The organism is Sorangium sp. So ce131, assembly GCF_051519095.1.
In the GTDB taxonomy this organism is placed as follows: Bacteria; Myxococcota_A; Polyangia; order Polyangiales; family Polyangiaceae; genus Sorangium.
The window spans coordinates 4,066,521-4,086,379 of the sequence record NZ_CP150455.1 but is presented as its reverse complement, the minus strand read 5'-3'; the positions used below and the strand labels follow the sequence as shown (position 1 = coordinate 4,086,379).

The following is a 19,859-nucleotide window of genomic DNA, read 5'->3' as shown; positions in this document are numbered from 1 at the left end:
GAAGCGCCGTCTCCTCGCGTTCGTCGCATCGATGATCGCGCGGGGCGACATCGCGACGTGGGCTGACGCTGCGCGCCGCCGCGCCGGCGAAAAGGGCGCCGCGGCTCCCGCGCGGAGGGCCGCAGGCTGCGCGAGAGGCGAGAGCGAGAGACGAGACGACACGAGAGCTCACCAGCAGGACTCCATCGCTGGCTCCGCCGCCGAGACCGCGAGCGAGCCGGAGGCGACGGCCTGCGCAACCCACGGAGCTGAACGCCATGACCATCGATTCCCATCATCCCGACCGCCCGAGCGCCGCGGAGGCCAACGACGCCCAGAACCCGCAGGGGCCCGAGGCCGCGTCGTCGTCGTCGTCGTCGTCGTCGTCGTCGTCGTCGTCCACGCCGCGCGCGAGCCGCGAGAAGGCGGCGGGGCGGCGCGTCTTCCTCGGCGCGGCCAGCACGCTCGCCGTCGGAGGCGTGCTCGCCGCGGACCCCGGCGCCGCCAACGCGGCGCCCGGCCGGGGGGGCGTCGACGATCTGCTCGACGGCCTCGGGTCGCTGCGCCGCGATCCGCGCGCCTCGCCGCTCGATCACGAGCTCCGCCTGCGCGCCCTGCGCGTGCGCGTGGAGGCCGCGGTCGACCAGTTCGAGGAGCCGATCGCGCCGCACCCGAACAACGGCGACGAGGAGCGTTATCCCAACAAGATCGGGACGAACACGCGCGGCCTGCCGCACGACGAGCGAGGCGAGGTGGATCCGGCGGCGTACCGCGTCGCGGCGAGGGCCTTCGCGTCGCGCGAATGGGACGATTTCGAGGCCATCCCGCTCGGCGGCGACCGCAAGCTCGTCAGTCCGATCGGCACGCTCGCGGTCAGCCTCATCGGCACGACCCCGGCCCAGATCGGCTTGCCCCCGGCCCCCGCGCTGGCGAGCGCCGAGAAGGCCGCCGAGGCGGTCGAGGTCTACTGGCAGGCGCTGCTGCGGGACCTGCCGTTCGAGAGCTACGCGGACAGCAGCGATGTGGCGGACGCCGTCGACGAGATCAACCGGCTCTCCGGCTTCACGGGCCCGCGCTCTCGCGGCCGCGTGACGCTGGGGACGCTGTTCCGCGGCAGCGTCACCTACGCCGATCCCCGGGATCGCTCGGGCAGGACGGCCAAGCACGTGATTCCTCCCGGCGTGCTCAATGGCCCTTACATCTCGCAGTTCCTCCTGCGAGACATCCCCTATGGCCCGCAGGTGCTCGGGGGCAAGATCCGCACGGCGCTGCCGGGCAACGACTTCCAGACCGAGTACGACGAGTGGCTCGCGGTGCAAAACGGGATCAGCCCCACCCGGTCGATCGCGTACGACCCGGTCCCCCGCTACGTCTCGACGGGGCGCGATCTGGCGGAGCTCGTTCACGGCGGCGCGCCCCTCTACTGGGGCGCGGCGCTGCTCCTCGCCGCGGCGCGCAGCAGGAACCCGGCCGTGCCGGGGGGCATCGCGGCCCCCCTGAGCCCGACCAACCCCTACCTCACGTCGCGCACGCAGGCCTCCGCCGCCGCGACCTTCTCGCTCGGCTACCTGCAGAGCCTGCTCCCCTACGGGACGTCGCGCGAGATCCGCGCCGCCTACTGGCAGAAGTGGTTCGTGCACAACAACCTCCGCCCCGAGGCGTACGGCGGGCTGGTGCACCACCGCCTCGCGAACGACGCGCGCGATTACCCGCTGCACCGCGATATCCTGGAGTCGCAGGTGGTCGAGCTGACGTACGACCTGTTCGGCAGCTACCTCTTGCCGCAGGCTTACCCGGAGGGCGCCCCGCTCCACGGGTCGTACCCGGGCGGCGCCGCCGCCATCGCCGGGATCAACGTGACGCTCATCAAGGCGTTCTTCGACGAGGACCACGTCATCCAGGATCCGTTCGTCCCCGATCCGGCCGATCCGACCCGGCTCATCCCCTACGTCGGACCGCCCCTGACCGTGGGCGGTGAGCTGAACAAGCTGGCGACCAACGCCGCCTTCGGGCGCAACTGGGCGGGCATCCACTGGCGCACGGACGCCGCCGCGTCGCTGGCGCTCGGCGAGGAGGTGGCGATCAGCATCCTCCGGGACGAGCGCCGGACGTTCCGCGAGCCGTTCGGCGGGTTCACGTTCACCCGGTTCGACGGCACGAGGATCACGATCTGAGCCGCCCCGGAGGGGCGTCCTCGCGCCGGCAGGCGCGGTGACGCGGGAGGCGGCCGCCGGCGACCTGCACCGCCGGCGGCCGCCGCGGCGTCACTCGCAGACGGGGAACTGCGCGGACGTGGACTGGTCGGCCACGTTGTTCTGGACCGTGAGCTGGATCGTCTCGTCGAAGATGTCGGTCACGCGCACGGTCCACGGCGCCCGCCCCACGCCGGTGCCGCCGTCGATTCCCCAGTAGTTGTACGGCCGCCGCGTGGCGGCCTGCCACCGCCCGCCGACCAGGACCTCGACCCGCTTGATCGGGTTGCGATGGCCCTGCACGAGGAACTCGTTCCAGTTGGGGTTCGACTCCTTCGGGCGGATGGACACGTCCTCCGCGACCGGGCACGGGACGTACTTCCAGGAGATCCTGCCCCGGGCGCCGCCGTTGCCCGTCCCGAGATACCCCTCCTCGGTGGTCCCGATCTGCCGGAAGGCCTCCTGGCTGAGGTCCACGTGCCCGGCCCTGCACTTCGGGTTGCTCGCCTGCGGGCACTGGTCGACGACCGTCGCCACGACCTTGCGCCCGTCGTCGCGGCTCACCTCGATGCAGGCGCCGCACGCGGCCGCGTTATTGTAATCCGTCGTGTTCATGGCCGCGAAATACCGCCCGCCGCCGGTCGCGACGTGCGCGACGCGGTCCGGGTTGCGCTGCTGGATCGCATAGCTGCAGTTCACCTCGGCGGAGCCCTGGCTGAACGTGTACCAGGTCGCCGACCCGTTGCCGTTCTCGTAGCTCGGGAGGGGGATCGGGCACGTGGCGCCGCCCCCGCCGGTCCCCGAGCTGGCGCTGCTGCTGGAGGTCGCGCCGCCCGCGCCGCCCGCGCCGCCCGCGCCGCCAGCGCCGCCAGCGCCGCCCGCGCCGCCAGCGCCGCCAGCGCCCGAGCTGCTCGACGACGAGCTGCTCGCGGAGCTGCTCGACGACGAGCTGCTCGACGACGTGCTGCTCGACGACGTGCTGCTCCCGCCCGTATGGCTCACCGACGTGATCTCCGGCCGGTAGTTGGTCCCGGTCTTGTTCGCGCAGAACCCGAAGGTCGCCGAGCCTCTCCCGGCCAGAGGCCTCACCGATCCCGCGATCAGGACCGAGCCGGTCCCGCCTCGGTTGGCCTCCCACAGGCTGCTCACGGAGGACTGGTGAAGGTCGAGCACGACGCTCCACGACGTCACCTGCGTCGTGCTCAGGTTCGTGACGTTCACGTTCGCGCAGTAGCCGCTCGACCATTCCGATTGGAGCGTCAGCGCGGCGGACACGACCCCGTCGGCCGTGGCGGCGCTGGACAGCGCGCCGAGGTCCTCCTCGCCCTCCATCGCGACCGTACACGCCACGGCGAATAAGCCAAGGAAAGACAGCGCAACAGCGGATCGATAAGCTCCAGGCATCATGATCTCCAAGTTAGGGGCGCGCCGAGAGGGCGCGCCCGAGTACTAAGTATACGCAGAGTCGCAATCTGGCCATCGCTCATGTGAGAGACAGCGCTTTTTGACAGACAAGGACTCTGGAATGTTCGCCCCTGGCCGGAGCGGAGCCCTGCCCTCATCGAACTTTCCACCAGGAACACACGAGCTCGCGCCCCGGGGTGGATTGACCACATGAAGCTCCGCGGGGGCATCTGCCACCACCGGCGCGCCTCGTGATCCCGGCGCTGAGCGAGCCCGCCGCGCGCCGCGCGACGCGCGCGCAGTCGACGAGAGAGAGGGCCTGTCACATGGGGAGTGCGACGCCGTGCGCGAGCGGCGCAATGGCCGCCTCGGGCGCGCGCCGGTCGCGCTGGCCGGGCGCGCGCGGAGGAGCGCGGATTGTGGCGGCTGGGCCCGTTCACGTAGACTGCCGCTCCCCGATGCTGCTCACGCTCACCACCACGCGCCGGCCGGCGACCGATCTCGGCTACCTCCTCGTCAAGAACCCTGCGCACACGCAGTCGTTCCCGCTCTCGTTCGGCAAGGCGCACGTGTTCTACCCCGAGGCGACCGAGGCGCGGTGCACCGCGGCGCTCCTGCTCGACGTCGACCCGGTGGACCTCGTGCGCGGGCGCGGGCCGGGCGATCCGGGCACGCTCGCGCAGTACGTGAACGACCGGCCCTACGTCGCGTCGTCGTTCCTCTCGGTGGCGATCGCGCAGGTCTTCGGCTCGGCGCTCGGCGGCAAGTGCCGCGACCGCCCGGAGCTCGCCGACGAGCCGCTGCCGCTCGTCGCGACGATCGAGGCGCTGCCGTGCCGCGGCGGCGAGGCGCTGCTCCGGCGGCTGTTCGAGCCGCTCGGCTACGAGGTCGCGGCCGAGCGCCTCCCGCTCGACGAGGTGTTCCCGGAGTGGGGGCAGAGCGTGTACCTGCGCGTCGCGCTCGCGCGGACGTGCCGGCTCCGGGAGCTGCTCGCGCACCTCTACGTGCTCGTGCCCGTGCTCGACGACAAGAAGCACTACTACGTGGGCGACGCCGAGGTCGAGAACCTCCTCCACAAGGGCGAGGGCTGGCTCGCGGCGCACCCGGAGCGCGAGGCGATCGCGCTCAGGTACCTGAAGCACAGCCGGCCGCTCTTCCGCGCGGCGCTCGCCCGGCTCGTCGCCGACGAGGACCCGAGCCCCGAGGAGGCCGAGGACGAGAAGGCGGCCCCCGAGGACAAGGTCGAGGCCCGGATGAGCCTCGACGAGGCGCGGCGCGCGGCCGTGGTCGCGGCGCTCCGCCGGGCGGAGGCGCGGAGCGTGATCGACCTCGGCTGCGGCGAGGGCAAGCTGCTGAAGCGCCTCGTCGACGAGCGCGTGTTCGAGCGCGTGGCCGGCGCGGACGTGTCCGTGCGCAGCCTCGAGATCGCGAAGGAGAGGCTCCGCCTGGACGACCTGCCGGACAAGCAGAAGCGGCGCATCCAGCTCTTCCAGGCGTCGGTCACGTACCGCGACGCGCGCTTCGCGGGCTACGACGCCGCGACCCTGGTCGAGGTCATCGAGCACGTGGACCCGCCGCGCCTCGGCGCGCTCGCGCGCACCGTCTTCGGGAGCGCGCGGCCGCGGGTCGTCGTCGTGACCACGCCGAACGCCGAGTACAACGTCCGGTTCGAGGGGATGCCGGCCGGCGCGCTCCGCCACGGCGACCACCGCTTCGAGTGGACGCGCGCCGAGTTCCACGCCTTCTGCAGCGAGGTCGCGGCCGCGCACGGCTACGCCGTCGAGCACCTGCCCGTCGGCCCGATGGATCCGGCGGTCGGCGCGCCGACGCAGATGGCGGTCTTCACGCGAAGCGACGCGGAGGCGCCCGGGGGAGGCGCGGCGGAGGGGCCAGGCGCGGCGGGAGCGCCTGGGCCGGCGGATGGGCCCGGCGCGGCGGATGGGCCCGGCGCGGCGGATGGGCCGGGCGCGGCGGATGGGCCCGGCGCGGCGGATGGGCCGGGCGCGGCGGAGGTGGCGTCGTGAGCGAGCCGCGCGAGCAGAAGCCCCTCGTCGTGCCGGCGCTGTCGCTCGTGGTGCTCGTCGGCGCGTCCGGCTCCGGCAAGAGCACGTTCGCGAGGGCGCACTTCAAGCCGTCCGAGATCCTCTCGTCCGACCACTACCGCGGCGTCGTCGCGGACGACGAGAACGACCAGTCGGCCACGGCCGACGCGTTCGACGTGCTGCGGTACATCGCGGGCAAGCGGCTCGCGGCCGGGCGGCTCGCGGTCGTCGACGCGACCAACGTGCAGGCGGACGCGCGGCGGCCGCTCGTGGAGCTCGCGCGCCAGCACCACGTGCTGCCGGTGGCGATCGTGCTCGACCTGCCGGAGAAGCTCTGCCACGCGCGCAACGCGGCCCGGCCGGACCGGCAGTTCGGCCCCCACGTCGTGCGGAACCAGACCCGGGACATGCGCCGCTCGCTGCGGGAGCTCCGGCGCGAGGGCTTCCGCTACGTGCACGTGCTCTCCTCGCCCGAGGAGGTGGCGGCGGCCACGATCGAGCGGCAGCGCCTGTGGACCGATCGCCGCGACGACCACGGGCCGTTCGACATCATCGGCGACGTCCACGGCTGCTTCGACGAGCTCGTGGAGCTGCTCGAGGCGCTCGGCTACCGGCTCTCGGGGCTGCCCGACGCGCCGCGCGCGGCGCACCCCGAGGGCCGGCGCGTCATCTTCCTCGGCGACCTCGTCGACCGCGGGCCGCGCTCGCCCGACGTGCTGCGCCTCGCGATGGCGATGGTCGAGGCGGGCGCGGCGATCTGCGTGCCCGGCAACCACGAGGTGAAGCTGCTGAAGAAGCTGCGCGGCCGCGACGTGCGGGTGAGCCACGGGCTCGAGCTGACGCTGGCGCAGCTCGAGGTGGAGACCGACACGTTCAAGGCGAAGGCGGCGGAGTTCATCGACGGGCTCGTCAGCCATTACGTGCTCGACGACGGCAAGCTCGCGGTCGCGCACGCGGGGGTGAAGGAGGCCTACCAGGGCCGCGGCTCGTCGGCGGTGCGCGACTTCTGCCTGTACGGCGAGACCACGGGCGAGACGGACGAGTACGGCTTGCCGGTGCGCTTCAACTGGGCCTCGGAGTACCGCGGCCAGGCGATGGTGGTCTACGGCCACACGCCGACGACCGTGGCCGAGTGGGAGAACCGCACGATCTGCATCGACACCGGGTGCGTGTTCGGCGGCGCGCTGACGGCGCTGCGCTACCCGGAGCGCGAGCTCGTCGAGGTCAAGGCGCGCCGGGTGTACTACGAGCCGCAGCGGCCGCTCGCGCCCGCGCGCGGGGCGAGCGGGGGGAGCGGGGCGTTGACCGAGGCGCGGGCGCACGACGAGCTCGACATCGACGACGTCCGGGGCCGGCGCGCGATCCGGACGCGGGTGCACGGCATGGTGACGATCCGCGAGGAGAACGCGGCGGCGGCGCTCGAGGCGATGAGCCGGTTCGCGGTGGATCCGCGGTGGCTCATCTACCTGCCGCCGACGATGTCGCCGAGCGAGACGGCGAAGGACGGCGGGCTGCTCGAGCACCCGCGGGAGGCGTTCGCTTACTTCCGGCAGAACGGCGTGGGCCGCGTCGTGTGCGAGGAGAAGCACATGGGCTCGCGCGCGGTGCTGGTCGTGTGCCGCGACGAGGCGGCGCGAGCGAGGCGCTTCCGCGTGGCCGAGGGGCCGCTCGGCGCGTGCGTGACGCGCATGGGCAGGCCGTTCTTCGCGGACGAGGCGCGGACCCGGGAGCTCGTCGACCGGGTGCGCGCGGCGATGGACCGCGCGGACCTGTGGGCCGAGCTCAACACGGACTGGGCGTGCCTCGACGCGGAGATCCTGCCCTGGTCGGCGAAGGCGCAGGACCTCTTGCGCGGGCAGTACGCCGCCGTGGGCGCGTCGGGCCGCGCGTCGCTCGGCGCGGCGGTGCGGGCGCTCGAGCAGGCGGCGGCGCGGGACGAGTCCGCGCGGCCGCTGTTGCAACGGCACGCCGCGCGCAGGGCGGCGATGGAGGGGTATGTCGCGGCCTACCGGCGCTACTGCTGGCCGGTGCGGTCGCTGGCCGACATCCGGGTCGCGCCGTTCCACCTGCTCGCGAGCGAGGGCGCGGTGCACGCGGCGCGGGACCACGGCTTCCACCTGCGGCTGCTCGGGCGCCTCTGCGAGGTGGATCCGGCGCTCTTCGCGCCGACGCCTCACCGCGTGGTCGACCTGTCGGATCCCGCGAGCGAGGCCCAGGCGGTGGCCTTCTGGACGGAGCTCGTCGAGCGCGGCGGCGAGGGGATGGTGGTGAAGTCGTGGGAGTGGGTCGTGCGCGGCCCGCGCGGGCTCGTGCAGCCGGCGATCAAGTGCCGCGGGCCGGAGTACCTGCGCATCATCTACGGCCCGGAGTACCTGATGCCGGAGCACGTCGCGCGCCTGCGCAGCCGCGCGCTCGGGGCGAAGCGCGCGCTCGCGCTCCGGGAGTACGCGCTCGGGCTGGAGGCGCTCCACCGCTTCGTCGAGGGCGAGCCGCTCTACCGGGTGCACGAGTGCGTGTTCGGCGTGCTCGCGCTGGAGAGCGAGCCCATCGATCCACGGCTGTGACGGCGCGGCCCGACTCCCGGCGGGCCGTCCGCTACACGTGCCCGGGGAGCAGCGGGGGATGGCCGCGAGCTCACCGCCCCGGTGCGACCTTCCGTCACCGAGTTGCCCAACCTGGTCGGCTGACCCATGGAGTCGGTGAAGTTCACCTGCGACCCCTTGAGCCGGTAACTGCGCCAGCCGCTGTCCGCCGGGGACGGCGTGCAGCGCGGGGGATGCCCGCCGAGCTGCGGGGCGCACCTCGTCGGCTGGCCGCCCCCGATGCCGAGCCCGTCGAGGAGCTCCTTCAGCTGTGGGGTGATCGCCCCGCCCGGGTAAGGTTTGCCGTTGTCGAAGGTGTAGCTCGGTATAGGGAGGTCGTCGCACGTGGTGTGGGGCTCGGTGTAGTTCTTGGCCTGATGAGGCTCCACTCCGTCGGGGGTCGTATAGCCGTACGAGTCGTTGCAGCCGGTGTAGTCGCAGCGGCCCGGGTTATTGACGTGCTCGACGGTGGCCCAGACCCAGTTCGGCGTGTCCTTCGAGGAGACATGGAATGCGACGAGCCAGTACACTCCGGGCTTGAAGATTTTGCGGTTGTTGTCGTTCGCGCTCGTGAGGATGGTCATCTTGATGTACGGGTTACTGGGATCCTCCTGCAGCGGGATCTTCTTCGCGACGTCCTCCGAGATCCAGCTGTTTTGCGTTCTCTCGCAGCGGTCACCCAGGGCTCGCGGCCGAGGCGACGGCTGCGAGGACACGGAGGACGGCGCGGCGAGCCGCTGCTCCTGGGTTCGTCCCGTGCATGCCAGCGGTGCTGTAACCAGCCCCACGGCGATCAGGGAGGGCAGCACTGATTGGCGGAAAGGCTGTCGATTCATGGTTCTCCTGATCTATTGTAGATATGCGCTGACGCGCGCATGGCGGATGGCGACACCGAGGCTCCTGTGGGCCGCCTCTTCAAGGCCCCCCGCGGCCTCGACTCTTTCGATCGGGAGGCGGTGACGCGACGAAGAGCAAGTCTCCGGGGAGCAGGTCCCGGCGCACCGGCTCGCGACGGTCGCGACGCTGAACGGCACCCGAGGGCCATTGCACCGTTCATGCCTGTGCGGGCGACCGCCCACGTCGAGATGCGTGGAACGACGGGCGCAGATCGGAGGCGTAGACAGGTACCACAGGGAGGTCGGGCTCACGCAGCTTCGGGCTACGCAGCCAGATCAGCGGTCGCGGTCACGGCAAGATCTTGCCGATGGGCAAAGGATTGCCGGCGCGGAGCCATCGAGGGCGGGCAAGCGCTTGCCGGCGATCCCGGAGCTTCGGCCGGTCGCCTCCTCGTCCGCCTTGCTCGCAGGCGCCGGCTAAGGCTCCGGCTTCTTCACTCCCAGCACCTGCATCCGGTACGACAGCGTCCGCACCGGAATGCCCAGCTTCTTCGCCGCCTCGGTCCGGTTCCAGCCCGCCGCCTCGAGTGTGTCCACCAGCATCAGGGCGAACCGACGGCGGAACTGCCGGGCGCGCGCGAGCTCCTCGGCCACCTGGCGCCGGAACGCCTCCTCTCCCACGAGCCCGAGCGATTGCCCCTGCGCCCCGAGCACCTGCACCCGGACCACGACGCTCCCCAGCACCACCTCGTCGCCCATCTGGAGCGAGGCGCGCGCGACGCGATGCCGCCGACGATCGTGCCGTTCTTCGAGCCGAGGTCCTCGACCCAGACCTGCCCCTCGGAGAGGGTGAAGCGGGCGTGCTCGCGCGACATCGTCGGGTCCTCGATGCAGCGGTCCGCGGGGGGCGCGCGGCCCACGACGATCGGCGTGTCCGGCGAAAGGACGAACACCACGGCCTTCTCGCGGTGGCTGGCGACGAGGGCCACGTGGAGCTGCGTGCGCTTGTGCCAGGCCGAGTCCACGAGGCCCGAGCCGGTCACGGTCCTGGCCTCGACGCTGGACGACGCTCGACCTGGAAGCATGTGAGGGACCGCCGCGCACTGGATACCAGGCTTCACCGTGCGCTCCAAGGGGGAGCCGGCCCTCCCGCCGCGCCCCGCCTTCCTACAGGCGCTCACCCGCGCCCGAGGCCCACGTCGCCTCAACCCTGCTCCGCTCCACTGTCGAGATCGGCACCGCTCCGCGCGCGCCCGCTCGCGGAGCGCTCCGATGGGGCCGGCAAGAGCGGCACGTGCGGCGCGGCGTGCGCCCCGCGGGGTCCGCGCGCCGGTGGCCGACGAAGGCTTGCCGGCGAGGGGTCCCCGTCTCCCAGCGTGGTATCCATGGCGCATGCAGATCGTGCTCCGGAAGATCTCTGATGCTCGGCATGAGCTCGAAATCGTGCGAAACAACGGGCAGCGCGACCGCGTGGAGTGCGAGACGCGGAGCTTCCTCGTCCACGATCTCCTGCACTTCGCCGTCGAGTCCGAGGCGGGGCTCCACGGCGGGTTCTGGGGGAACCTGGCGAAGGGCAAGACGCTCGCGGAGCTGAACGACCGCACCGGCGAGGCCATGATGGCGGCCGAGAGCGAGGAGGCCGCGCTCGTCGAGCGGGTCGTCTCGGTGCTGACCGGCGCCGTGAAGGGAATGACGGCGGAGAAGCTCGTCGCGCAGCTCGTGAGTTACGCGCCCGCGACGGGCTGGACGCCCCCCGGCTGGTTGACGGTGGAGCTCGTCGAGCGCGTGCAGGAGCACATGCGCCGCCTGCTCGGGCACTGGAAGGCGACGCCCTACCGGGGAGAGATGCGGCTCGAGTGGCCGGATCCGTGACGGCGCCGGCGGGGAGCCGCAAGCTGGTCTTCCTCGTCCGTTCCCCTTCCCGAGCCCATGAGTCGACCACGAGCGGTCTCGCTCCCTGACGCCGGGTGAACGTCGCGAGCCTGCGGCTCCCGCTCGGAAACAAGCCGGCGGCGCTCGCCGGCGTGACGAGCTGGGGGCAGACCGGGTGCGGGGGCATCACCGTGTTCGCCCGCGTGTCCCACGGCGCGACCTGGATCCTGGACACCATCGGTGCTCCTCGCGATGGCCGCGCGGAGCGTTGCGACGGGGGCTCGTGCCCTGCCCGCGTGGGCGACTGCGATGGCAATGCGCAGTGCGCGTCCGGCCTGCTCTGTACGGCCGACGTGGGTGCGCGCCTCGGCTTCAGCCCGGCGATGGACGTCTGCCTGCCCCCGCCGGGCCACGCGAGCTTCTGCTCGACCGACTTCCTCTGCAACCGCGGCGAGGGCCACTGCGACTCCACGAGCGAGTGCAGCGCCGGCCTCTCGTGCGCGCGCAACGCGGGGCCGCTGTTCGGATTCCCTCAGTCCGTCAGCGTCTGCATGCGCCCCTCGGACATCTGCACGAGCACGAACCCTTGCGGCGTGGGCGGGGGCCCGTGCGACAACGACTTCGAGTGCCGCGGCGGCATCTGCACGTTCTCCGCCGCGCACGGCCACGGCGTCTGCCAGCCGGACCCCGACTTCGACCTGCGCTGCGTCGTCTTGCACTCGTGTGGCCCGGGCGAAGGTCCTTGCAGGAGCGACGTCGAGTGTGAGCCAGGGCTCGAGTGCCTGAGAGACCTGCGCAAGGGCTACAACACGTGCCAGGGCACCCCGCTCGGTCCAGAGATCATCGATCTCGATCCTTGAGCAGCCCACGGGGGCTGGGGCCCCACGGTGGAGACCGCCTACCTTGCCTTGAGCACAGTGGAGCACCGTGCTGCCCATCACCGCCGAGAGTGGAATAAACCGGGCGGGCAGGGCCGTGGGAGCGAGCGGCTGAGGTCCTGAAGAAACTTGAGCCGTCGGGGAATCGCCCGAGCACTGTAGGGGGCAACCGCGGCCGCTCGGGGAACGGCTGCTCTGAAGAGGCGATGCCGACAATCACGGTCTTCGCCCTTACTCAAGGAGATTGGTATGCGAGCTCTCTCATCGCACGTGGTCCTCTTCGGCTTCTTCGCGCTCGCCATCACGGGGTGCGGCGGCGGCGATGCGACCGTCGAAGTGGGCGTCACTGCGCAGCCCCTCGAGGTCGCCGCCCCGTCCGAGCCCGAGGGGACCACGGACACGGCCGCACAGCGGCGCCTCTCGGTCACGGTCACCGAGGTGAACGTCCACGTCGCGGGGGACGGAGCGGAAGCCGAAGACGACGCCGACGAGGGATCGCCGGCGGACGACGGCGAGCCTGCCGAGGAAACGCTCGCGGACGAGCAGGGCTGGGTCACGGTCTTCAGCGGCGCGACCAAGGTGGATCTCTTCGACGCTGCGGCGACCGAGCAGCTCCTCGGCTCCGGCGAGATCCCCGCCGGCAAGATCACGCAGGTGCGGCTCGTGCTCGCCGACGTCGAGCTCGTCGACGGCGACGTCACGAGCCCGGTCGCCTGCCCCTCCTGCTCGGAGTCGGGGCTCAAGATCGTCACCCGGGGCGCAGTCGAGGTGAGCCCCGGCGACACGCTGCACCTCACGCTCGATTTCGATCAGGCGGGGTCGTTGACCGAGGAGGAGAGCGGCTATCGCCTCGATCCCGTGATCAAGATCATCGCGGCCGAGGAGCGCTGAGCCGCGCTGGCGGCCGCGCCGCGCGTCGTGTTCAGACCAGACCACCGATCTCTTCACGGAATGGAGTACACATCGATGAAGATTGCCAAGTTCGCCCGGCTGGCTGCGCAGCTCGTCGCCGTTGCCCTCCCGCTGGGGGCGTCTGGCTGCGGGCCTGACCCGGAGAAGGTCGGCGATGCGTGTGATCCGGACGACGGCTGCCCGAGCGGCCTCGTGTGTGCGCCGGGGGGCGAAGACCACATCTGTTACGCGCCGCCCGGCGCCGCCTGCGATGCGGCCGGCACCGACTACTGCCTCGACGATGCCGTCTGCGGCGAGGACGGCGCCTGCCGAGTTCCGCCCGGCGGCTCGTGCGCCGGGGACGCGAAGGACTTCTGTGCGACCGACGCGGTGTGCGGCGCCGACGGCACCTGCCAGATCCCGCCCGGCGGCGCGTGTGATCCGGCGGGCCCGGACCATTGCCTCGACGACGCGGTCTGCGGCAAGACGCGGGACGGCGCGGGGCTCTGCGGCATCGCCGAAGGCGGCGCGTGTGATCCGGAGCAGCCGCTGTGCGCCGGCGGGCTCACCTGCGCCGAGCTGGTCGCGGGCGGCCATGCGTGTTACCCGCCCGTGCTGGCGAAGGGGAAGGTCTTCGACTCCGGGACCACCGCGGGCGTCGAGGGCGCGCGCGTGCTCGCGCTCGACGATCAAGCGTCAGCCCTCACCGACGTGACGATCACCGACGCCGCGGGGAGCTACGTGCTCGAGGTGCCGGTGCCCCGCGCGGAGGACGGAGCGCCGATCGAGGACCTCGTCTTCACCTTGCGGGCGAGCGCGCAGGATTACCAGCCCTTCCCCGGTGGGCTCCGCACCGCGCTCCCGATCGCGTCGAGCGAGGCGACCTCCGGCGATGAGGGGTGGAGCATCGAGACCACGCTGACGGACATCGCGCTGATCGCGTTGCCCGAGGAGCAGCGAGGACTGCCGAGCATCTCGGGCACCGTGCTCGCGAGCGGGTCGTCCGGCGGCGTGCTCGTCGTCGCCGAGGACGACGGCGGCGCCGGGTTCAGCGCGGTGACCGATCGCGGCGGAGCCTACACCATCTTCAACGTGCCCGCCGGCAGCTACACGGTGAGCGGCTATGCGGCAGGGCTCTCGCTCGATCCGGCGAGCGCGGAGGTGAGCGGCGCGGCGCTCTCGGGCGTGGATCTGGCGCGCTCGGAGGCCGCGCTGGGCGCCGTGTCGGGCATGATCAACATCGTCAACGCGCAAGGCGGCGCGACCACCAGCGTCGTGCTCGTGGTGGCGTCCACCTTCAACGACACCTTCGTGCGCGGCGAGGTGCCGCGAGGGCTGCGCACGCCGCTCAGCGGGCCGCCCAGCGTGAGCGGCGAGTTCAGCATCACGGGCGTCCCCGCAGGGAACTACGTGGTGCTGGCGGCGTTCGAGGACGACGATCTCGTCCGCGATCCCGATCCGAACATCGCCGGCACGCAGCTCGTCACCGTGGAGATGCCCAGCCCCGGCAAGGAGACATCGCTGCCGGACGCATTCAAGATCACCGAGGCGCTCCCGGTGATCGGCCCAGGCGCGACCGATCCCGAGCCGGTGACGAGCGCGCCCACGCTCCGGTGGGGTGACGACTCCAGCGAGGACTTCTATACGGTCGTCGTCTACAACGCCTACGGCGACCTCGTGTGGTGTCTGGCGGACGACGAGCAGTGCGACGGCCCGAGCATCCCGGGCGCGAGCGGCGTCGAGGAGGTCTCGGTCGAGTACGGCGGTCCCCTCGATCCTGGGATGTACTATCAGTTCCGCGTCACCTCCTGGCGCTCCCCGGGTGGCAACCCCGGACCCATCTCGGCGACCGAGGATCTGCGGGGCGTGTTCTACGTCGCAGGCCAGTAGCGACCACGTCCTCATCGACCGGGCCCGCGGGGCGTGAGGCTCTGTCCGTACGTCGGACACGTCCAAGGCGAGACCGTCGGGCCGCGCACAGCGAGCTCCCCTTCAGCCCACCTCCCGCCCCCTCGTGGCCGGCCGATACCGCCTCTTCCCCCTTCAGCCTCCTCCCGCCCCCTCGTGGCCGGCTGATACCACCTCTTCCCGCGCGAGCGCGATAAGCCGCGCGAGGACGACCTCCAGCCACCCCACCGTGCGCCCGGCCCGCCCGCTCCCCCGCGCCGGCGGCGCGTCGCCCCCGGGCGCCCCGAGCGCCCGCGCCCCGTTGTCGATGCCGCCGGGCCGCCGCCCGAGGTGCCGCGCCGCCAGCGTGCGCAGGTCGAGGAGGGGCACACGCGCGGAGCCCCCCTGAAAAAAGCCCTCTTGATCGAGCAGCTCGACCACGAACGAGCCCCACACGCCGAGCGCGCTCCCCTCGCCGACGAACGCGCGGAAGCGCGAGAGCGCCGCGCCCGCGTCCTCGCCCTCCTCCATCAAACGCGGCGCGGGCACCTCGATCTGGTGGCAAACCCCCTGCCCCAGCGGCCGGCGCGGGCGGAGGAACGCCTCGAAGCGCTCCCCCGACGCGCGGCTGGCCACGAGGTGCACGAGCTCGGGCCGCGCCGCGCCGCCGGCCGCCGGCGGCCCGAGGTTGGCCGCGCCCTCGACCAGCACCACCTCGGCCGGGCCGTCGAGATACGGGCGCAGCGGCGACAGCGGCGAGGTCGCCTTCGCGCGCCGCCGCCGGGGGGCGTCGTTCTTCGCCTGGTAGTCGATCTGCCGGTCGACCATGAACACGAAGGCCCGCAGCATCTGCTCGAAGCGCGCGGGCTCGTCCTCCAGCGCGGCCAGCGCGCTCGCCACGGCCTCGACCGTGGCGAGGCACTCGGGCCGGGGCTCCTTGCGGATGCGGTAGTTGCCCGGCGCCCGCGGGATCACGCCCATGCGGCGCGCCGAGGCCAGGCGCGGGTTCCGCGCGAGCATCTTCTTCGCCTGCCACCACGTGCCGTCGATGACGATGAGCGACCGCACCGGCGGCGCCGGCGCGCGGCCCGCCGGGGGCGCGTCTCCGCCGGGGAAGAGCACCGCCGTCGTCGGATCGCCGGCGAGCGCGGCGATGCGCGCGTCGTCCTCGAACACCACCCCCTCGTGCAGCTCGGAGTTCGGCAGCGCGAGGTGCGTCATGCGCGCGGTGCCGATGCCCACCCGGCGCTCGCGCGGGTGCTGGAGGAGCACGACCCGCGTCCTCGTCGGGAGCGAGGGCAGGAGCGCGCAGTAGCAGACCGGGCGGGGGCGCCGGCAGCGCCAGCAGACGTCGCGCATGGGGGCACCTTAGCCGCGCTGGCCGCGGGATCCACGCCGCCCCCGCGGCGCAGGGGCCACACGCCATGCTAGGCTCGTCCAGCGCTCGACTCCTCCCGCCCCCCGGGCCGGAGCGAGCGCCCCCTGACCATGGGCGGAGCCCCCGGATGAGAGCCAGGATACCGAACAGCGGCGTTCGCGTGCGGGGAGCTCGGCGGTGAGCTTCGACATGCCGGGTACCGACTACCTGGACGCCATCTTCGCGGCGATCCGCGGCGGATCGAGCCAGCTCGCCGCGATGAAGACGTGGCTCGCCAGCGCCCGGACCGCCTCCTCGTCCACCTGGCGCTTCCAGTTCCTGGCCGCGGCCCGCGCGGCGCACCGGCGCGCCGGCGCCTACCTCGACGAGTCCGAGGAGCGGCTCCGCCGGCTCGGCCCCGCCGATCAGGTGCCGGCGCCGCTGGATCAGCTTCCCAGGAACGTCGCCGCGATGCGCGCTGACCTCCGCGATCAGGAGCGGAACCTGCAAGGCCTCGAGACCGAGGCCACCTCCCTGTGGCGGGGCAACCCAGGGGCGCGCCGCGGCTCGGTCGCCTCCTAGGGCACCGATCGCGAGCTCAAGCGCCAAGGACGCCAAGGCGCCAAGGACGCCAAGATATTCTCTTCTTCTTGGCGTCCTTGGCGTCCTTGGCGTCCTTGGCGCTTCGAATTCTGCTCGTTTCAGGCTGGTTCAACCCGTTTGTCGCTCTAGGCTCTCTGACGAGCTGCTGCGCCGCCATAGCGCGCCCCCGCGGGCCGGCGACAGCTTTCGGGAGTGGCTGCGTCGCCTGGCCGGGCTCCCCCAAAGCGCACACGTTCACCCACGCGCCGGGCGACGCCGGCCCGCTCGCGCCCTGGCGCGGAGCACCTGACGCACCTCACGCACTCGACGCACCGACGCACCCGACCAACGACGCTCCACAGGCGCCCGTAACCGCCGCAATGTCCGTGCCACGATGTGCCATGAAATGAGCGCCTCGCTCGCGCCGTGTCATCCGTGCTCCAACACCGATTCAACTTGACAGTACGGCCCCCCTCCGTGTTTGTTATAGTTAAGACCTTGGCCTAACCAGGACACAACTTACCGGGATGCCATGTGATCCTCGGTTTTAGTCTGAGAGCTCTTCCAGCACGCCCGCCGTGCCCTGGATCGGTGGGGCTCGTCCACGGCCGTCATTTGAAAGAAACAGTGAGGTAGTCCTATGTCTCTCTTCATCTCACGCGACCCAGCTGTTTTCCTGGCTCAGGTTGGTCTGCTCACCGCGGCTTCGTGGTGTTTCGCCGGGTGCGCCCCCGTCGATCCCCTGGTCGAGCCGGTCGACGCCCACGGCGAGGCGCTCGACGCGGAAGACGCGGAAGACGCGGAAGACGCGGAAGACCTCGACACCGGAGAGCTCGACGACGAGGGGCCCGCGAGCCCGGCCGGCGAGGAGGCCTTTACCTCGCGCGAGATCCTGCGAGACCTGTCGTATCCGATGCGGATCATCTGGGGGCCGGACGGCCACCTGTGGCTGACCGAGCGCACGGCGAAGCGGATCGTTCGCGTGAACCCGACGAGCGGCGCGCTGACGCCCGCGGTCGCCATCGCGGATGCGTTCCAGTCCGGCGGACAGGACGGGGTGCTGGGCCTGGCGCTGCACCCGGATCTGCTCGAGGGCAAGGGCAGAGACTACGTGTACGTCTCCTTCACCTACGACGTCGATCCCAGCGCGGCCGTGGACCGCAGGACGAAGATCCGCCGCTATACGTACAGCGCGGCGACCCAGAGCCTGGGCAGCCCTGTCGACATCATCACCGGCCTGCCGGGGAGCGACGATCACAACTCCGCGCGGCTCCTGTTCGGCCCTGATCGCAAGCTTTATTACACGATCGGGGACCAGGGGAACAACCAGTTCGGCAGGAAGTGCCTGCCCATCCGCGCGCAGGACCTGCCCACGGCGGCCCAGGTCGCGGCGCAGGACTGGCAGACGTACCAGGGCAAGATCCTGCGCTTGAACCTCGACGGCTCGATCCCGTACGACAACCCGCGGATCGACGGCGTCCGCAGCCACATTTATTCGTACGGCCATCGCAACCCGCAGGGGCTCACGTTCGGCCGGGGTGGCAAGCTCTATGCGAACGAGCACGGGCCGAAGAGCGACGACGAGCTGAACCTGATCAAGCCCGGCAAGAACTACGGCTGGCCCCACGTGGCAGGCTACCAGGACGACCAGGCCTACACGTACGACAACTGGTCGGCCTCGAGCCCGGAGTCCTGCGAGTCGCTCGTGTGGGACGACTACTCGCCCCCTCCCTCGGTCCCGCGCCAGCTGGAGAGCGCCTTCACCCTCCCCTTCAAGGAGCCGCTCATCACGTTCTTCACGGTCCCGAACGACTACGAGTACTTCGATCCGGCGTGCGGGTTCCTCCAGTACATCTGCTGGCCGACGATCGCGCCCTCCTCGCTCCACTACTACCGCGCCGGGAACGGCATCCCCGGGTGGGGGAACTCTCTCCTGATGACCACCCTCAAGAAGGGCGCGCTGTACCGGGTGAAGCTGAGCCCGAACGGGAAGTCCGTGGTCGGTGAGCCCGCCGTCCTCTTCAAGAGCACGAACCGGTACCGCGACCTCGCGATGAGCCCGGACCGCAAGACACTCTATGTGATCACCGACACCGCGGGGAACACGAGCGGACCGACCGGCGGGGCCACGACGGCCCTGGAGAACCCGGGAGCGATCCTCGAGTTCACGTACACCGGAACGCCCTGAGCCAGCGCCCGATGATCCGGGCCTGTCGCCCCGGGGCGCTGCGCCCCGGGGCGGCCCGGATCAGAACGGCGTGTCGCCGTCCTCCGGAACGATGATCGACTTCAGCGCGCCATCCTGGCAGTCCGCCTGCAGGCTGAAGCCCTTCGCGGCGTCCGACAGGTCGAAGCGGTGGGTGACGATGGAGTCGACGTCCACCGCCCCCTCGGCGACCAGCCGGATCGCCCGCGGGTACACGTGCCCCATGCGCCGGGAGAACTTCACCTTCAGCCCCTTGCGCCGGCACAGCGCCGCCGGCAGCGCGTAGCGGTCGCCCTCGGGGATGCCCGCGAGCAGGATGCGCCCGCCGATGCGCGCGGCCTCGGCCGCGTGGTGGAAGCCGTCGGGCGAGTTCGTCGCCTCGAGCACGAGGTCGACGCCCCGGCCGCCGGTCCACCCCATGACGGCCGCGAACGTCGGCGCCACGTCGTGTGCGCCCAGCCGGCGCGCCGCCTCCGCCCGGTACGCGACGGGGTCGACCGCGAAGACGCGGTCGGCCCCCGAGAGGCGCGCGAGTTGCACCAGGCACAGGCCGATCGGGCCGCAGCCCAGCACCACCACCGTCTCCTGCAGGCGCGGCCGCGCCAGGTCGATGGCGTGGACCGCGACGCCCAGCGGCTCCAGCATCACGGCCCGGCGCACCGAGAAGCCGGGGGGGAGCGGCACGACCTGCTCGGGGTGCACCGACAGCCGCTCCGCCATGGCGCCATGGAGCGGCGGCGCGCCGAGAAACTCCACGAAGGGGCACAGGTTCATGTGGCCGCGCTGGCACCACTCGCAGCCGCCGCAGGCGTGCGCGGGGTCGACGGCGACCAGCTGCCCCCTGGACAGGCCCAGCGCCGGGTAGTCCTGGGCGACCCAGCCGGCGAACTCGTGCCCCGGCACGAAGGGGTCCCGGACCTGCGCCGCGCCGATCCCGCCCTCGAGATAATAATGCAGGTCGCTGCCGCAGATCCCGCAGCCTGCGACCTTGATCGTCACCATGCCGTCGCGCGGCGCGGGAGGTTCGATCTCGCCGAGCCGGACGTCGCGGATGCCGTGAATGAACGTTGCGCGCACCTTGGATGCTCCTCTTCTCGCCGCCCCGCCGCTGTCCGTCGCGCCGGACCGAAGATTGTGCCGGCGCGACGCCG

At 71.9% G+C, this 19,859-nt stretch carries 16 protein-coding genes; 10 read left to right on the top strand and 6 right to left on the bottom strand.

Annotated features, from left to right (window positions below; translation table 11 throughout):
• Positions 1-257 precede the first annotated feature (257 nt).
• On the top strand, positions 258-2,153 hold the full coding sequence (locus WMF43_RS15110) for a vanadium-dependent haloperoxidase (protein WP_437680939.1): 1,896 nt from the start codon (positions 258-260) through the stop codon (positions 2,151-2,153).
• Positions 2,154-2,243: 90 nt separating this feature from the next.
• On the opposite strand, the gene WMF43_RS15105 is transcribed toward WMF43_RS15110, so the two are convergent.
• Positions 2,244-3,521 carry an expansin EXLX1 family cellulose-binding protein gene (locus tag WMF43_RS15105; protein WP_437680938.1) on the bottom strand — a complete coding sequence of 426 codons (1,278 nt, stop codon included), beginning with the start codon at positions 3,519-3,521 and terminating at the stop codon, positions 2,244-2,246.
• A 512-nt stretch (positions 3,522-4,033) separates the two neighbouring features.
• Between WMF43_RS15105 and WMF43_RS15100 the strand changes: the two genes are divergently transcribed.
• Together WMF43_RS15100 and WMF43_RS15095 are read left to right on the top strand one after the other, a co-directional pair.
• Positions 4,034-5,599, top strand: coding sequence for a 3' terminal RNA ribose 2'-O-methyltransferase Hen1 (locus tag WMF43_RS15100; protein WP_437680936.1), 1,566 nt, complete (start codon positions 4,034-4,036; stop codon positions 5,597-5,599).
• Entirely contained in the window at positions 5,596-8,181 is a 2,586-nt protein-coding gene (locus tag WMF43_RS15095; protein WP_437680935.1) for a polynucleotide kinase-phosphatase, read from the top strand. The genes WMF43_RS15100 and WMF43_RS15095 overlap by 4 nt, the downstream gene beginning before the upstream one ends.
• Here the strand turns inward: WMF43_RS15095 and WMF43_RS15090 are convergent.
• From WMF43_RS15090 to WMF43_RS15080, 3 genes are all read right to left on the bottom strand, one after another.
• Entirely contained in the window at positions 8,112-9,035 is a 924-nt protein-coding gene (locus tag WMF43_RS15090; RefSeq protein ID WP_437680934.1) for a hypothetical protein, read from the bottom strand. The genes WMF43_RS15095 and WMF43_RS15090 overlap by 70 nt on opposite strands.
• A 477-nt stretch (positions 9,036-9,512) precedes the next feature.
• Positions 9,513-9,638, bottom strand: coding sequence for a helix-turn-helix domain-containing protein (locus WMF43_RS15085; RefSeq protein WP_437680932.1), 126 nt, complete (start codon positions 9,636-9,638; stop codon positions 9,513-9,515).
• On the bottom strand, positions 9,638-9,910 hold the full coding sequence (locus WMF43_RS15080) for an FHA domain-containing protein (RefSeq protein ID WP_437684013.1): 273 nt from the start codon (positions 9,908-9,910) through the stop codon (positions 9,638-9,640). Before WMF43_RS15080 ends, WMF43_RS15085 begins: the two co-directional genes overlap by 1 nt.
• Between WMF43_RS15080 and WMF43_RS15075 the strand changes: the two genes are divergently transcribed.
• The 5 genes from WMF43_RS15075 to WMF43_RS15055 all read left to right on the top strand — a co-directional run bounded on the left by WMF43_RS15075 (position 9,819) and on the right by WMF43_RS15055 (position 14,566).
• Positions 9,819-10,124: a hypothetical protein gene (locus WMF43_RS15075; protein WP_437684289.1), complete on the top strand. Its 306-nt coding sequence runs from the start codon at positions 9,819-9,821 to the stop codon at positions 10,122-10,124. The genes WMF43_RS15080 and WMF43_RS15075 overlap by 92 nt on opposite strands.
• 354 nt (positions 10,125-10,478) lie before the next feature.
• Positions 10,479-10,907: a hypothetical protein gene (locus WMF43_RS15070; RefSeq protein WP_437680930.1), complete on the top strand. Its 429-nt coding sequence runs from the start codon at positions 10,479-10,481 to the stop codon at positions 10,905-10,907.
• A gap of 95 nt (positions 10,908-11,002) precedes the next feature.
• Positions 11,003-11,767 (top strand): hypothetical protein, encoded by a 765-nt coding sequence (locus WMF43_RS15065; protein WP_437680928.1) that lies wholly within the window; start codon positions 11,003-11,005, stop codon positions 11,765-11,767.
• Positions 11,768-12,034: 267 nt separating this feature from the next.
• Positions 12,035-12,676, top strand: coding sequence for a DUF4382 domain-containing protein (locus WMF43_RS15060; RefSeq protein WP_437680926.1), 642 nt, complete (start codon positions 12,035-12,037; stop codon positions 12,674-12,676).
• Positions 12,677-12,751: 75 nt separating this feature from the next.
• Positions 12,752-14,566, top strand: coding sequence for a hypothetical protein (locus tag WMF43_RS15055; protein WP_437680924.1), 1,815 nt, complete (start codon positions 12,752-12,754; stop codon positions 14,564-14,566).
• 153 nt (positions 14,567-14,719) lie between these two features.
• Here WMF43_RS15055 and WMF43_RS15050 read toward each other — a convergent pair whose 3' ends face one another.
• Positions 14,720-15,922 (bottom strand): DTW domain-containing protein, encoded by a 1,203-nt coding sequence (locus WMF43_RS15050; protein ID WP_437680923.1) that lies wholly within the window; start codon positions 15,920-15,922, stop codon positions 14,720-14,722.
• Between the two features lie 196 nt (positions 15,923-16,118).
• Here WMF43_RS15050 and WMF43_RS15045 point away from each other — a divergent pair, with 196 nt between their 5' ends.
• Together WMF43_RS15045 and WMF43_RS15040 are read left to right on the top strand one after the other, a co-directional pair.
• Complete coding sequence (locus WMF43_RS15045) at positions 16,119-16,502, top strand: hypothetical protein (RefSeq protein ID WP_437680921.1); 384 nt, start codon at positions 16,119-16,121, stop codon at positions 16,500-16,502.
• Between the two features lie 640 nt (positions 16,503-17,142).
• Positions 17,143-18,690, top strand: a complete 1,548-nt coding sequence (locus WMF43_RS15040; RefSeq protein ID WP_437680919.1) for a glucose/sorbosone family PQQ-dependent dehydrogenase — start codon at positions 17,143-17,145, stop codon at positions 18,688-18,690.
• Positions 18,691-18,750: 60 nt separating this feature from the next.
• Here WMF43_RS15040 and WMF43_RS15035 read toward each other — a convergent pair whose 3' ends face one another.
• Entirely contained in the window at positions 18,751-19,785 is a 1,035-nt protein-coding gene (locus WMF43_RS15035; RefSeq protein WP_437680917.1) for a zinc-dependent alcohol dehydrogenase, read from the bottom strand.
• Between the last annotated feature and the right edge of the window lie 74 nt (positions 19,786-19,859).